General features: G+C 34.0%; 10 protein-coding genes and 2 tRNA genes. 6 read left to right on the top strand and 6 right to left on the bottom strand.

What is annotated here, in order from left to right:
- Nucleotides 1–16: 16 nt before the first annotated feature.
- Complete coding sequence (gene purH, locus WBM_RS02455; RefSeq protein WP_041571563.1) at nt 17–1,537, top strand: bifunctional phosphoribosylaminoimidazolecarboxamide formyltransferase/IMP cyclohydrolase; 1,521 nt, start codon at nt 17–19, stop codon at nt 1,535–1,537.
- A gap of 679 nt (nt 1,538–2,216) precedes the next feature.
- Here purH and WBM_RS06325 read toward each other — a convergent pair.
- Nucleotides 2,217–2,408 carry a hypothetical protein gene (locus tag WBM_RS06325; RefSeq protein ID WP_225416082.1) on the bottom strand — a complete coding sequence of 64 codons (192 nt, stop codon included), beginning with the start codon at nt 2,406–2,408 and terminating at the stop codon, nt 2,217–2,219.
- Between the two features lie 1,149 nt (nt 2,409–3,557).
- Between WBM_RS06325 and WBM_RS06320 the strand changes: the two genes are divergently transcribed.
- The 3 genes from WBM_RS06320 (at nt 3,558) to WBM_RS05755 (ending at nt 6,806) form a co-directional block, all read left to right on the top strand.
- Nucleotides 3,558–4,055, top strand: a complete 498-nt coding sequence (locus WBM_RS06320) for an ABC transporter ATP-binding protein (protein ID WP_011256608.1) — start codon at nt 3,558–3,560, stop codon at nt 4,053–4,055.
- A 50-nt stretch (nt 4,056–4,105) separates the two neighbouring features.
- The gene (locus WBM_RS02445; RefSeq protein WP_233417537.1) at nt 4,106–5,389 is read left to right on the top strand and encodes an ABC transporter ATP-binding protein; all 1,284 of its coding nucleotides are present in this window, start codon (nt 4,106–4,108) and stop codon (nt 5,387–5,389) included.
- Nucleotides 5,390–6,629: 1,240 nt separating this feature from the next.
- Nucleotides 6,630–6,806 (top strand): hypothetical protein, encoded by a 177-nt coding sequence (locus WBM_RS05755; protein ID WP_158676330.1) that lies wholly within the window; start codon nt 6,630–6,632, stop codon nt 6,804–6,806.
- A 445-nt stretch (nt 6,807–7,251) separates the two neighbouring features.
- On the opposite strand, the gene ispF is transcribed toward WBM_RS05755, so the two are convergent.
- From ispF to WBM_RS02425, 3 genes are all read right to left on the bottom strand, one after another.
- Nucleotides 7,252–8,565 (bottom strand): 2-C-methyl-D-erythritol 2,4-cyclodiphosphate synthase, encoded by a 1,314-nt coding sequence (gene ispF / locus WBM_RS02435; protein WP_410543183.1) that lies wholly within the window; start codon nt 8,563–8,565, stop codon nt 7,252–7,254.
- Between the two features lie 35 nt (nt 8,566–8,600).
- On the bottom strand, nt 8,601–9,302 hold the full coding sequence (locus WBM_RS02430) for a triosephosphate isomerase (protein WP_011256606.1): 702 nt from the start codon (nt 9,300–9,302) through the stop codon (nt 8,601–8,603).
- A 664-nt stretch (nt 9,303–9,966) separates the two neighbouring features.
- Nucleotides 9,967–10,039: transfer RNA gene (locus WBM_RS02425), tRNA-Thr, on the bottom strand.
- An 85-nt stretch (nt 10,040–10,124) separates the two neighbouring features.
- On the opposite strand from WBM_RS02425, the gene rsmA reads away from it, so the two are divergent.
- A complete protein-coding gene (gene rsmA, locus WBM_RS02420) occupies nt 10,125–10,910 on the top strand; it encodes a 16S rRNA (adenine(1518)-N(6)/adenine(1519)-N(6))-dimethyltransferase RsmA (RefSeq protein ID WP_011256605.1) in 786 nt (261 codons plus the stop codon).
- 527 nt (nt 10,911–11,437) lie between these two features.
- On the opposite strand, the gene petA is transcribed toward rsmA, so the two are convergent.
- Both petA and gyrA read right to left on the bottom strand, forming a co-directional pair.
- The gene (gene petA / locus WBM_RS02415; RefSeq protein WP_011256604.1) at nt 11,438–12,040 is read right to left on the bottom strand and encodes a ubiquinol-cytochrome c reductase iron-sulfur subunit; all 603 of its coding nucleotides are present in this window, start codon (nt 12,038–12,040) and stop codon (nt 11,438–11,440) included.
- A 104-nt stretch (nt 12,041–12,144) separates the two neighbouring features.
- Nucleotides 12,145–14,847: a DNA gyrase subunit A gene (gyrA, locus tag WBM_RS02410; RefSeq protein ID WP_011256603.1), complete on the bottom strand. Its 2,703-nt coding sequence runs from the start codon at nt 14,845–14,847 to the stop codon at nt 12,145–12,147.
- A gap of 133 nt (nt 14,848–14,980) precedes the next feature.
- Between gyrA and WBM_RS02405 the strand changes: the two genes are divergently transcribed.
- Nucleotides 14,981–15,053, top strand: a tRNA-Val gene (locus WBM_RS02405).
- Nucleotides 15,054–15,310 lie beyond the last annotated feature (257 nt).

Below are 15,310 nucleotides of genomic sequence, written 5' to 3'. Positions count from 1 at the left end.
AACTTTCTACATAAAAGTGAAGATTAAGAGAGCTTTAATATCAGTATATGATAAGACAAATATAATTGATCTTGCATCGTTTTTAATACAGCAACAAGTAGAGATTCTCTCAACAGGAAATACATATAAAGTGCTGTCCGATGCGGGAATAAAAACACAAGAAGTCTCCAATTACACGCAATTCCCAGAGATATTAGGTGGTAGAGTGAAAACTTTGCATCCTAAAATTCACGCAGGAATACTCTTTGATCGGGAAAAACACAAAAAGGAGATGCAGGATCTAGGAATTGAACCTATAGATCTGCTTGTAATTAATTTATATCCATTTTGGGAAACAGTCAGTAGCGGCTCAAGTGAAGAACAAATCGTAGAGCAAATAGATATTGGTGGAGTAGCGCTAATTAGAGCTGCAGCAAAAATTTTTCATTTTACTTCGGTCATTTCTAGTGTTCAGGACTATGAAGCACTGAAAGCTGAAATGATGAAAAATAACAATAAGACAACATTAGAATATAGAAAATATCTAGCAACTAAGGCGTTTGCTCTTACTGCACACTACGATTCTAATATTTACAGCTGGTTTTTATCCAAGAGTAAAAGTAGTGAATTACCAGAGTTTTTTGTTCTATATGGAAGTAAAGTACAAGAATTAAGGTATGGTGAGAATCCTCATCAAAAAGCTGCATTTTATAGTAATCAATTTACTAAGTATCCACTGGAAAAAATACATGGAAAAGAGTTGAGTTATAATAATATAGTAGACATAGAATCTGCGCTTAATATAGTTTCTGAGTTTAAAGAGCCTGTAGCAGTGATAATTAAGCACAATAACCCATGTGGCGCTGCTGTTGGTAATAGTGTTTTGGAAGCATATAAAAAAGCTCTATCGTGTGATGAAATAAGCAGTTTTGGTGGCATAGTTGCTTTAAATCGGGAGATAGATTTAAAGCTAGCAGAAAAATTGAGCGAAATATTTTTGGAGGTAGTGGTAGCACCATCAGTCAGCGATGAAGCACTAAAAACTTTGCAAAGAAAGAAAAATCTAAGAGTGATTATTTATAGATCTCTTCAGCAAAATGCGAAATATCAGATTAAAAATATTATTGGTGGGTTTTTAGTACAGGAAAATAATAGCTACGCAATAAAAGCAGAAGAAATGAGTCAAGTAACAGAACACACTGCAACGGAAGAAGAAAAAGAAGATCTCATTTTTGCTTGGAAAATATGTAAACATGTAAAATCCAATGCAATAGTTATAGCAAAAGGCGGTTGTGCTATTGGCATTGGTGCAGGACAAACAAGCAGAATAGATAGTGTGAACATCGCAGTGAAAAATGCGGATGAAAAGTGTAAGGGTGCTGTGCTTGCTTCAGATGCATTTTTTCCATTTCCAGATAGCATAGTGGAAAGTGCAAAACATGGAATCACAGCCATAGTTCAGCCTGGTGGTTCGCTGAAAGATCAAGATGTGATAAAAGCTGCAAATGAAAATGAAATTGCTATGTTTTTCACTGGTATTCGTAGCTTCTTTCATTAGTTTTGTGTTTTGTAGCTAGATCTAAATTATATCACTGTAACTATATAGATGTTGTGATTTGATAAACCAAGATTCAAATAGCTTATGAAATAGAAATGCAAAAAACTACTTCTTGATAAACTTTACTAACCTCCTTATCATGATAGCAAGGGTATTTTTGACTTACGACCTGTTTTTGACCTGCAGGTTTAATAACAAAATTTAGTAAAAAAACTCAAGTATTTATTGGTGGATTACATCAGATTATTGCGGCTACATGTCTTTTAAATTTTTCTATATTCAGCTAAATTGCGCTTAAACTAGGCGTTAGCAAATTATTACAGTGCCAGTTTAAATTATTATATGGTCAAAACTCGCTACCTGGAGTTTTTTTGCCTTTTTTTCTATTTAGTAAAATTTTTTAATATTTATAGCTAAATGACAACCTTCATTCTGCTACTCGTTAGCAGAATCTATGGTGAGATACCGCAAACGAATCGTGGTATGACGTGGGGTTGCCAATATTCCCGGCCACTTGACGCTTGCTCCTCGCACTAAAAGACCATAGGATGATAGAAGTAGTAAATAAATTTACTAAATAACAGTGTCACGCACTGGGATGACAAAAAGAGGGCTACTTGAACGACTCGCCTGGTAGTACAATATTCTTACAGTTGTGTGTTATTAGCCATTTGAAAGTTTAAGTTACGCGCTTTGCCTTTTTTAACAAAGATGAAAGCACAGTTATTATGAACAACATTTCGCCAACAACTGATATAGCTCTACCTACGACAGAACAAGTATATGCTAATTTTAATAGAATATTTGACAAATCTACAGATTTTCTTAAAGCACCATATCCACCAAGCCATACAAATCCGGTAATATGCAAAGAATATTCTACACTATAGGCATAGATCTGTAATCTTACTATGGACTTTTTATCTTTTTACAGCCTAATTTTGGTAATAGCCAGTAGACAAAATTTATAAAAGCTATAGTGATACCGGCTACAGAACCATGATAATGGGCATGGATAGTAACATTTCCTTCAATAGTCAGTATTTCAAGTACACCTCCTTAGGTAAATAACAGAAATGAATGTAATAGATAGTTACCCTTATCATTAATAAAAGTCCTGATATTAAAGCACACTAATTTTAAAAACACGGTAGAACTTGCTCCAGCAATTCTCATATTCCAAATGGAAAATTGTATCAATTCAACACTATCCACTGAATAGGCAAAATATATAAATGGTGCACCTATAGCCAAAATTATGTTTATAAATAGTGGTAAAATAGTAGTCTTGTTATTTGAAGCTAAACTAACGGTCACTAGAACTTGGCATTATTAAGTAGACTAAAAACATTGCTTGAACAAAAGCTAATTGCAATAAATGCCTGCTTCCCAAAAAGAGATATTTGTAAAATAAATTCTTATCCGAGTGATATATGTCTGTCAGCATATTATTATATACTAAAACAACATAAAGAAATGACGATAAGAGTATAATAACTAGTCTAATTTATTCGACATGTAGATAAGGACTGCATTTGCTGATATGCTGGCAATAAATAAACTAAGTCCAAGCGAAAATAATTTGTTTTATAATACAGGAATATAGTTACTTTTAATAACTCCAGTGTTTGGAATAAATGCTAATATAAATATAAACGGCATCGAGAAAGTTGATAGAACTCATGAAAAGTTAAACCAATTGTTGGTGTTTTATAAATTTATGGTAAAGAGCAAAGACATTATAGAGACATCCACACCAAAATTGACAAGTTCACATGTATTACTGGCGCATCATCAAAAATATATTGTACGGAATGAATGAGAGAGGAGATAAAGGCAATTGTAGAAAAATAACAATTATCGACAGTAACCTAGATCAAACAAAAGCACATAATGCCAAGAATATCCATTGTCTACAGAGGTAGAGTATTACCTTGTATATTAAGCACGGCTATTTTCTCTTTTTATTTTTGGTTTATAAAGTATTATAATATAAAGCAGCATAAATTTTTCAAACTGGTTGGCGTTAGTTTACTTCGTGCGTAGTTCAAAAAATATGAACGACATCACAACAAAGCAGATTGTATCTTTCATCCTAAAAGTACTACGTCCATTCTCTTTTCATGTTACAATAGTATTGTTGACAGCATTAGTCTGGGCTGTCGATATTTCCTTTAGTCCATACTTAATAAAAATTATTATAGACCGTGTTTCAATATCAGCTGCAGATAATCTTTTCCGTGACATAGCAACTCCCGCCATATCCTATGTACTCATGTTACTTTTACTTGAGTGTATTAATAGATTGTATAATTATTTTTTTGAAATTAAGATGGTTCCTAATCTCCGTAAAAACATTGTTGAATCGAGTATTGCTATCTTATTAGATCAAGATAATAGCTATTACCAAAATAGCTTTTCCGGCAGTTTCGCCAACAAGATTAACGATTTGACAAATTATATTCCAGATATTGCACAAATTATGACTGACAGGATCATGGGTCGCGCATTAGCCTAGGTATTGGAATTTATTTTTTATGGCAAGTAAATATTAACTTCGCCTTATTGATGTTGGCTTGGTCTGCATTGTTTGTTTTATCTTCCTTATTTCTTGCAAGAAGGATAACACGTCTCGCAGACGCATGGTCAGAACTTGGTTCGAGCATTACTAGCAAAATGATAGACGTATTCTCAAATATCATGTCTGTAAGATTGTTTGCGAGCAAATACCAGGAAAGATTATTTTTGCAATCTACTCATAGTGAAGCTGTTAAAGCAGAACAGAGGCTTCAGTGGTTATATATGTGGATTTTCACTTTCTATGGCTTCTCATTTATGGTCATGCAAATACTCAATTTATATTTCTTAATTAAAGGAAGAGAGCAAGGATCAATTACTACTGGAGATTTTGCTTTTGTTATGACTGTTAATATAGCAATAGCTAGTTTTCTTTGGATGATAGCAAAAGGCTTTTCGCAACTTTCTAAATTATGGGGAAAGATTACTCAGACTTTGAGAATAATTACTGTAACTCCTGAAATCCAAGATCAACCAAATGTAGCAGATCTTGTCATTAAAAAAGGTGAAATTACTTTTGATAAAGTTCATTTTCATTATAAAGATTCAGAACCAATATTTGAAAACAAATCCATAATAATTGGATCCGGTCAAAAAGTAGGACTTGTTGGTTATTCGGATGGCGGTGAGTCAACATTTGTAAACCTGATTCTCCGGCTTTATGATGTAAAATCTGGAAAGATTTTAATTGACGGACAAGACGTTCGCAATGTAACCCAAGATTCTTTGCATAAAAATATTGGAGTGATTCCACAAGATCCATCGCTTTTTCATAGAACTCTGATGGAAAATATTCGTTATGGTAAAGCAGATGCTAGTGATGATGAAGTTGTAGAAGCTGCTAAACGTGCACATGCTCATGAGTTTATTTCAAAATTGCCCCAAGGTTATGAGTCACTTGTTGGAGAGAGAGGTATGAAACTTTCTGGAGGACAGAGGCAGCGTATTGCAATTGCAAGGGCTATTTTAAAAAATGCTCCTATTTTAATCTTGGATGAGGCAACTTCACAACTTGATTCTGTGACTGAGAGTAATATTCAAAAGTCTCTGTGGGAGTTAATGCAAGGTAAAACTACTATAGTAATAGCCCATTGCCTGTCTACACTTTTGCATATGGATCGTATTCTAGTATTCGATCGAGGTAAAATTGTAGAAGATGGCACGCATCAAGAGTTGCTTGATAAAAGTGGAATGTATAAGACTCTATGGAGTGCACGAGTTGGTGGATTTTTACCAGATAAAAAGGAAAATGAGAAAATTGAATGTTGGAACTGATTTTCACTGTATATTTTATTACGATCATCCGAAGGCTTTAATATGATTGAAGTCACTAAACTTTTAACCTACCTCAAGCCTATTTTTTAGAAATGCAGAACATATCTTTGCTTGTTATGTACAATAGCAATCCTGCATCTGTGTTTAAAATAGTTAAAGCTTATAATGTAAAAGAAATCATTGATGTAATCCAATCATACAATGATATAACAACATTATTAATACTATTTATTTTTACACAATCATACATTATAGGATGTTTTTTGTCAGTCGATCATTAGATATAAAATATAAACCTATAATTCTGGCTGAGACTATAACTAAATGTACACAAGAACACTTGGGCATTCTTTGCACTGGTTTAATTCTCGTTTATCAGGTGAAGTTTTAAGTAATATTAAGGATTGTTAAAATAGTGTAACTATGTTAGTAACTCACTGCTTTCAGGCTTTGGTTAATATAGCAACTATTGCTATGAGTATATTTTTCTGTTAGGTATTAATTTAGCATCAGCTGCCATGATACTTATACTTATGATGATTTATGCATCTGTCATAACTTTTTTGCTAAAAAAATAAATGAAACTTCAAGAACAATGTGTTACGCAGGATAAGCAACTTTAGGAATTATAAATGATTCTATAGCAAATATATTGGCATAAAAGTTATTGATAATATGTGGACAGAGTTTAAGCTAAGTTACACTGGAGAATTGAGATAAAGGAGTCCGTAAGTTTGATGCTTATTGAATAGATAGTGCTAATACAATCACGGTAACTATTATGTATACTATGTAAATTTGTTTACTTGCCTATTTATATCAGAACGGACACATCACTGCAGGTAGTTTTGCCTTTATTTCGATGGTTACACTTGATATGCATGGAGAAGTAGATGGTATTTTAACAAATCTGCTATTTAACATAAACCCAGAAATTGCATTAATGAAGGCATCGTTTTCATTTGTCAATCATAGTTATGGCGTTAAGTATAAAGAAGGTGCAAGTTGCTTATAGATGTATGGAGAGAAATTAGGTTCGAAAATGTATGCTTCGCGTATGATCAAAATAGAGTTATAATCCACGATTTTAACTTACATATTTATGCAGGTCAGAAGATAGGAATGTCTGAGGCAGATAAAACAACACTTATCAAGTGTTTGCTCAGGTACTTTGACGTGCAAAGTAGATGAATTCTTATATCGACAGTCATGACATTGCAGGTATTACACAAGAGTCTTTATGGGCAAACTTATCGGTGATTCCACAGATGTTGGTATATTTGATAGGACTGTTCTGGAAAATTTACAACTTGCTAAATACGATGCAAGCTTCGACGAAATTGTTGAAGCATGTGAAAAGGCGAGGGTTCATAATAATATTATACAAATGACCAATGGATATCATTCCATTATGTAGGTGAGAGAGGCGTTAAAGTAAGTTAGTGGACAAAGAGAACGCATCGCAATTGTAAGGGCTATTTAAAAAAGTGCTCCTATATTAATTTAAAATGAGGCAACTTTTACACTTGATGCTCCAATAGAACAGTTAGTACAACAATCACTAAGCGAAATACTTGAAATAAGCAATGCTACAACTATTGTCATCGCACATCGTTTTGCCTACGCTTCTGCACATGGATTGCATTCTAGTTCTCTTGATCAGGGAAAATTGTAGAAGATAACACACACTAAGAACTTTTTAATAAAAATGGAATGTATAAGGCCATATGAAATGCGCGAGTCGGTGAGTTTTTACCAGATAAAAAGGAAAACGAAGAAATTGGATGCGTATTCCAAGAAGTATGTTGAAGAACGAACGTAAGATATTCTGATTCAGACAATGTTTATTGTATTTATAAAAATTAATTATGCAGTGGAGCTATTTTATATAATAATACAGAAGCATGTGCTAGTATTCCTTCATTTCTCCCAATAGAACCTAATTTTTCTGTAGTGGTTGCTTTAACATTTACAAATTCACTATCAATCTCTAATGTTTTTGATATGAACTTCTTCATTGCTACTTTGTAAGGCGATATTTTAGGCTCCTCGCAAACTATAGTAATATCTAAATTAGATACGCTGTATCCTTTTTCTTTTGCTTTTTTAGCAGCAAAATCGAGAAAGTGAGATGAATTGCGATCTTTCCACTCAGGAAAACTCGGAGGAAAATGTGCTCCTATGTCGCCACATCCTAGTGCTCCCAGTATTGCATCAACAACTGCATGTATTGCAACATCACCGTCGGAATGTGCTTCTATTTTCATGTCATACTCGATTTCTACGCCGCAAATCTTTATAAAACTTTTAGCCTTACCTTGAGCTTTAATGAACCTATGTATGTCATAGCCAGTTCCAACGCGATATTTTGGTTCATCAAGAAGAAGCTTTGCCATATTAATATCCTCTTTTGTGGTTAACTTAAAATTGATTTTCTCACCTCTAGTAACTACAACACGTTTTTTGTGTTCTACCATTAGTGATGAATCATCAGTAAATTCTTTATTTGACCGATGATATGATAATAATTCTTTAAAATTGAAAATTTGAGGGGTCTGTATAGCTCTAAGTCTTTCTCTTGGAATTGTGGATTCAATGAGATCATCATTTACTAATGATATAGTATCTTCTACTTCTATTGCTGGTACTACTCCTGTATGTTGGTTATTAATCATGGACCGAGCTAAGTTATTTATCAAAGTATTTGACACAAAAGGCCTACAAGCATCGTGTATAACTACAAAATCTGGGTTAATTTTTTGCAAGCTTTCAAGTCCCAGCTTAACTGAGTTTTGCCTACTTTTTCCTCCATATACTGGACTTAGTAACTTAGTATCTACTCTTCCTTTCATTCCAGTGCTTGACACTGGAATCCATTCTTCTTTTTTTCTAGATTTCAGCGTCACATACTGGAAAGAGTGTACCGCTTCGCTTAAATAATAGTTATGTAGAGAATCTATCGTTTCTCTATAAAAATCTTCATGATTTCTGTTAATTATAACCCTTACGTAATCTATATACTGGTTGGTTAAAAGTTTTTTGACTGCATGCGATAAAACAGGTTTATCTGCTAGTGTCATATACTGCTTAGGAATTGTATTGCTGCATCGGCTTCCTACTCCTGCTGCAACTATTAATGCTGCTATTTTGTATTTCTTAGGTCTGTTAGTGTATATATCTATCACAGGGTTCTTTAATTACAATTTCAGAATTAATAGGCTTTTTCAACTTGCTGTACAATTTTATGAAAGCGATCAAAATCTAAGCTTGCACTGCCAATTAAAACTCCTGATAAATTCAAGATATTCGATAAATTTTCTATATTTTCTAAACTGACTGAGCCGCCATATATAACGTGTTTTTTGCTAGTATAAGATTGTATCACTTCTATTACCTCAGCAATTGCATTATTACTTGGTACATGTCCTGTACCTATTGCCCATATTGGTTCATATGCTACGGTATATTCACCATGTATTGGCAAGCGGCTTTTGCATTGATACTCTACTACTTCCTTTGTTTTACTACTCTCACGGTCTTCTAAATTTTCACCTACACAAATAATTGGGTGTAAGCCCGATTCTATAGCTGTTTCTGATTTAAGCTTTATTTCACCATTTGTTTCGTGAGTTCTTTCGGAATGCCCAAGTATTACGTAAGTACATCCTAACTCTTTTAGCATCTCTGCGCTAATTTCACCTGTATAAGAACCAGACTTTTTATAATGGCAATTCTGTGCTCCTATACTAATATTACTATTCAGCTCTATATTACCTGGAAGTGATGTAAAAGGTGGGCAAATCACGAGCTTAGAAGTAATTTCATTACTCTTGTCATTGAGTTTACCTATAAAGTTGACGAATAAAGAGCGTGTTCCATTCATCTTCCAATTTGCGACTATTAAAAAAGACATCAACTTTACTTATATGGATGAGAGTATCCCAAACAACACTAAAACGAACTCCTCTCACGCTTGCTTGTTAGTTTAACAAGATTAGCTATCATTTTACTAACCTTTGTTTACATAAAGGTATATACCTAGATGAGAACTAATAAAAAATAAATTAAGTTTATAGAATAAAACAAAATTAAGTCAATAAAAAGTTTTTTACCATTACTCGCCTCTACTAAATTTTCTCTTTAAATTATAGCTTTCTTGAATTTTCCTTACTCAATCTGATTCCTTCAGCTTCCGTTTGGCTTTTGTTGTATGCCAGCTATGGTGATTAAAGACAAGAAAGGTGAAGAATATTAGTAACTTGTCATTCTCTTAATTTATAATAAGAATGGTCAGTAAATACCTAATTTGAGTAAAAGAAATTTCACTATCATTCACTAATTTGGCTAAAATTCAATAATTTCAACACTTTAGCTATTTTAAATAGAATCAAATTTATTAATATAAATAATAAATTACTATTCTTAAATTTGATCAGATTGATTGCAAAAGAACAAGATTTTCAATATGTTGCTTATAACCCTAACTATAGTTAGCCTTTCATAAGTAGCAATGCAACAAAGCCATTCTTTTGCCAGTTAATTCTTGTCTTTCAGGTCAAGTATGACATTACTACACGTGCCGGCTGTCGGACTTGAACTGACAACCTACTGATTACAAGTCAGTTGCTCTACCAATTGAGCTAAGCCGGCATTAAATACGTTAATAATATATAATTACTAATGAATTTCAGTCAACTATTTTTATAATTATCAAAGCATTGCATAATGAAGTAGTATGAAAAAATTTTTATTGAAGCCAAAAAAAAGTCTAGGGCAAAATTTTATCTTATCAAGTGAGATAACAAAAAGAATAGTTGTTTTAGCTGGTAATCTGGAAGATTTTAACGTCATTGAAATTGGCCCTGGATATGGTGCCCTGACAAAGGAGATATTAGCACATAATCCAAAGTCTCTGCTGGCTATAGAAAAGGATAGCAATTTAGTAAAATGTCATGACCAATTGCTTAATGAACACCAGGGAAAGTTTAGAATTGTAGAAGCAGATGCGCTTTATGTTGTAGAAGAGGAGCTAATAGAACGCCCAGTAAAAGTTATTGCAAACTTGCCTTACAATATTTCGTTAGCGTTATTTTTAAAGTGGTTAAATAAAATAAAACTTTTTACAACTTTTACATTAATGTTTCAGAAAGAGGTAGCAGATCGTATTATAGCAAGACCCAATTCTAAAGATTATGGTTCCCTATCAGTGCTAAGTCAGTTACTATGTGATATAAGAAGGGAATTTGATATCGAACCTAAAGAGTTTTTTCCAAGACCGAAAGTATACTCTTCGGTCATTACAGTGAAGCCTTTACCTACACAAAGATTTGCAGTAAATTTGGAAGCCTTAACAAAATTAACACGTGCTGTTTTTGCTCAAAGAAGAAAAATGCTAAGGAATAGCTTGCAAAATGTAACGAATCGTACTGAAACCGCTCTTGAAAATGCTAAATTAAGTGGAAACGAGCGTCCAAAAAACTTAACTGTTGAACAATTTTGTCTACTAGCGAATAATATGTAAATTACTTAATTTGTTGATAAAAATATTAAAAAAGTATTTTCAGTTTGCTATGGCTAGCACAGTTCTATGTTATACCAATGCGGTCTCTTAGCATAGGTCTCGCTAACAGGCAGAGGTTGTCGGTAAATCCTTAGCTACAAATATTTAAGAAATTTACCATATAAAAAAAGGTGAAAAACCCCCGGATAGCAAGTTTTGACCCTATAATAATTTAAACTGGCGCTGTAATAATTTGCTGACGCTTAGTTTAAGCATGACTTAGCTGAATGTAGAAAAATTTTAAAGATATACAACCGCAATAACTCGATGCAATCTGCCAATAAATACCTAAAATTTTTACCGAATTTTGTTATTGAACTTGCAGGTCAAAAATAAGTTGTGAATCAGAGATACCCTTAACTCTATGATAATGAAGTTGTTGAAACTTGTCAAGTAGTTCCTTTGTTTGTGCTTCCTAAAAAGAGCAAGGTTTAGTTTAGTTAATTAAATAAGAACTAAGGCTATAGTAACTTAAGTACAGTTATTAATTAAGCCTTTTTGCCAATTACCACAACATTTTCATTTGGAAAAAAATAATCAGGTACAACCATATTTTTTGGTGCAGGGCCTCCAATTACTCGACCAGATGTATCGTAATATGAACCGTGGCAAGGGCAAAACCAACCATTTCCATCTTTTGTAGCATGTTCAACTGGTACACATCCAAGGTGTGTACATACTCCAACCATAATTAGCCATTCATCTTTTCCTTTGTGTACTCTTTGCTCATCTGACTGAGGATCCCTCAAATCCTCTACATTCACAACTCTTGCAGCTTTAATTTCTTGCTTTGTACGTCTGCGAATAAATACTGGTTTACCTTGCCATTTTACTTTTATTCCGTGTCCTTCTTGGATTCCAGATAAATTAACTTCAACTGTAGACATTGCCAAGACTTCGGCGGAAGGGTTCATAGACTTAATCAGTGGCCAAAGCCCACTTACAGTTCCTATACTTGCCATAGCGCATGTAGTTAATGTTATAAAATCTCTCCTGCTCTTATTTTTTTTAGTAAAACCTTTAACAGGAGGTGTTTTTTTATCTTCCTTGTCTACCAGCGGTTTTTTATTCTCAGTTAATTTCTTGTTCATCAACCTCTACTCAGCTATGTAGTATACATTTTAATTTAAATACTATAGATTAATCAACAAAAACTTGCACTTTTTACTCTTAGTATGTTTTTATAATACTACAGCTAAGAAGACGCAGAATCTCCAATCTCAGGCATATTTTCTTCAGTAGAACCAGGATCTTCAATTTTTGCCGCTGACACTACCTTTTCTCTACTCTCTGTTTTAAATAGAGTGACCCCCTGAGTACTACGTCCTGCTATTCTAATTCCGTTGACTGAAATGCGGATTAACTTTCCTTTATCTGTAATAAGCATTATATTGTCATCCTGCTCAACTGGAAAGCTAGCAACGACATTGCCGTTTCTGTTGGTAGTAAGAATATTGGTAATACCAATACCGCCCCTGTTGGTTACTCTGTACTCATATGCAGAAGTTCTTTTACCAAAGCCATTTTCAGTAATAGTTAGTATAAACTCTTCATTCGCTGCAAGTTTTAAGAATAATTTGTTATCTATTCCTAAATCGTTCAAAACTTTTTCTAATTTAGAATCAATGGAGTTATTAACTGCAGTTTCTAGTCTTTTTGCTAGTGGAACTTTTAGATAAAGCTCTTTTGTTTCTGTTGTAACGCCTATACCGTTTAGTATGGTCATAGATATCACACTATCGTTTTTTGCAAGTTTGATACCTCTTACGCCATCCGAATTGCGGCTTTTGAATTGACGCACGTCGCTTACAATAAATCTAATACTTTTCCCAAGCATTGTTGAAAGTAAAACATGATCAGTTTCGTTGCATACTTTGACCGATACTAATTTATCTCCTTCATCGAGCTTTATTGCTATTTTCCCATTGCTTGGAATATAGTGAAAGTCAGCTAAAGAGTTACGCCTTATGTTTCCATGAGCAGTAGCAAAAACTATATTTTGACTTTCATCACTCTCACTTGGCAGTGGCATTATATTGGTAATTGTTTCACCATCAGCAAGAGGGAATATGTTAACAAGTGCTCTTCCACGTGCAGTTGGCTCCGCAAGAGGTAATTTATAAACTTTTAATCTATAAACTCTGCCAATATTGGAAAAGAATAAAAGGCTAGTGTGGGTGTTCCCAACAAACAATTTTGTGATTACATCCTCTTCTTTTAGCCCCTGTCCTAACTTTCCTTTTCCACCACGACGCTGAGTCCTATAGTGAGAGAGCTTCACGCGCTTAATGTAACCATTCATGGTCACTGTTACCACCATATCCTCTTGTGGGATTAGATCTTCTACCTCAATGTCTGCATCTGATTCTTCTATTACAGTTTTGCGTGGTACGGCAAATCTGTTCCTTACTTCTTGTAAATTATTTTTTATTTCTTTCATTAATTTCTCTTCTGAACCAAGAAAAGCGATATATTCTTTTACCAGGTTAACCATTGAATTTAGCTCAGCTTCTAATTTATCTCTTTCGAGACCCGTTAAACGTTGCAATTTTATGTCAAGAATGGCTTTCGTCTGTAACTCGGTTAATCTATACACTCCATCTTTCAAAAAGCTCATGCTATCTGAAATCAAGCCAATAATTGTGTTTATTTCAGCTGAGGTTTTCCACTCTTTATTTAAGAGCTTCTTGTTTGCTTCCTCAGGGTCTTTTGTACCTCGGACGATTTTTATCACTTCATCTATGCTCAAGACCGCAATATAAAGTCCTATATATATGTGGGCTTTTTCTCTCGTTTTTCTCAAACGAAATTCTGTCCTCCTGATTAATACTTCTTTTCTAAAGTCAACAAAAGCAACTATGATTTCTTTTAATGACATCAAAACAGGTCTATTGTTGTTGAGAACTAAAGTATTAACGCTAAAGCTACTTCTTAGAGGAGTAAGTCCTAGTATTTGATTCAGTATAAAATCTGCTGCAGCATTTTTTCTAAGGTCAATCACTACCCTAATACCAGACTTATCAGACTCATCCCTAATTTCTGTTATGCCATTAATTTTCTCTTCTTTTACAAGTTCACCGATTTTCTCAATTAATTTCACTTTATTTACTTGGTAAGGTATTTCATCAATAACTATTGCTTGCCTATCTTGTGGCAGGTCTTCTATATGAGTTTTACCTTGTATAACAATTGAGCCTCGACCTGTAGCAAACGCTGATCTTATTCCAGACCTACCAAGAATTGTTCCTCCTGTCGGAAAATCTGGCCCTGGTACTACTTTAAGCAATTCATCTAAGGTTACTTCATGGTTGTCTATGTATAACACGCAGGCGTCAATTATTTCTCCAAGATTATGAGGAGGAATATTGGTTGCCATACCAACTGCAACACCACTTGCACCATTTACTAACAAATTCGGAAATTCTGCAGGCAGTACAACAGGCTCAGATTCGTTTCCGTCGTAGTTTGGTCTAAAGTCAACTGTATTTTCATCAATGTCATTCAATAAGAAGTGTGACACTCCTTGAAGTCTTGCTTCTGTGTATCGCATTGAAGCTGGTGGATCTCCATCTACCGAACCAAAGTTACCTTGCCCATCAATAAGTGGTAGAAGAAGAGAAAAATCTTGAGCCATTCTGACTAAGGAATCATAAATAGCTGCATCACCGTGTGGATGATATTTCCCCATTACATCCCCAACTATACGAGCTGCCTTTTTATATGGCTTGCCAGCATCGTATCCAGCCTTCGACATTGCATATAATATGCGCCTATGAACAGGTTTAAATCCATCTCGCACGTCAGGTATAGCACGGCTTATAATCACACTCATTGCGTAGGAGAGATAAGAATCTTCCAGTTCTTTCACTATTGAAATTGGTACTATATTGTCTTGCATTTTCTGTACTTTGACCGAAGTGATTTTAATATTAACATTTAGTTAAGCAAATGGTCAATTAGAAATTAGGCTGCATTTGATTCTACTTTTTGTTTACAATAATACTATTGAGTTATAGAATTACCTTTCAAAGGGGCAATTAGCTCAGCTGGTAGAGCATCTCGTTTACACCGAGGAGGTCGACAGTTCAAGTCTGTCATTGCCCATGGGTATTTTATTTAACATATCGAAAAACTCGCAAAATAGCCTACTTTTAACCAGCTGTGCATATTGCTTGTATATTTAACTATTTTAGTGTTTTTATAAATAGTTAGCCTGCTAGTATTATCCTTTATCTATTGATTTGTGAGAGTTGAGAGGTAAAGGTATGGCTACAGGAAATATGCCCTATTAATATCTGACTTTGATACCACTATTACTAATGGGTACACGTGTAATGCTTTTGCTGGTAAATATTCTGGAA

Source organism: Wolbachia endosymbiont strain TRS of Brugia malayi (assembly GCF_000008385.1).
In the GTDB taxonomy this organism is placed as follows: Bacteria; Pseudomonadota; Alphaproteobacteria; order Rickettsiales; family Anaplasmataceae; genus Wolbachia.
Note: the sequence above shows the minus strand (reverse complement) of the source record. Positions and strands in the feature narration are given on the sequence as shown.

Excerpts from the sequence above, each read along its gene's own strand:
- WBM_RS02445 (WP_233417537.1), top strand. The coding sequence starts at position 4,106 with ATGTTGGCTTGGTCTGCATTGTTTGTTTTATCTTCCTTATTTCTTGCA.
- WBM_RS05755 (WP_158676330.1), top strand. The coding sequence starts at position 6,630 with ATGGGCAAACTTATCGGTGATTCCACAGATGTTGGTATATTTGATAGG.
- WBM_RS02430 (WP_011256606.1), bottom strand. The coding sequence starts at position 9,302 with ATGTCTTTTTTAATAGTCGCAAATTGGAAGATGAATGGAACACGCTCT.
- rsmA (WP_011256605.1), top strand. The coding sequence starts at position 10,125 with ATGAAAAAATTTTTATTGAAGCCAAAAAAAAGTCTAGGGCAAAATTTT.
- petA (WP_011256604.1), bottom strand. The coding sequence starts at position 12,040 with ATGAACAAGAAATTAACTGAGAATAAAAAACCGCTGGTAGACAAGGAA.
- gyrA (WP_011256603.1), bottom strand. The coding sequence starts at position 14,847 with ATGCAAGACAATATAGTACCAATTTCAATAGTGAAAGAACTGGAAGAT.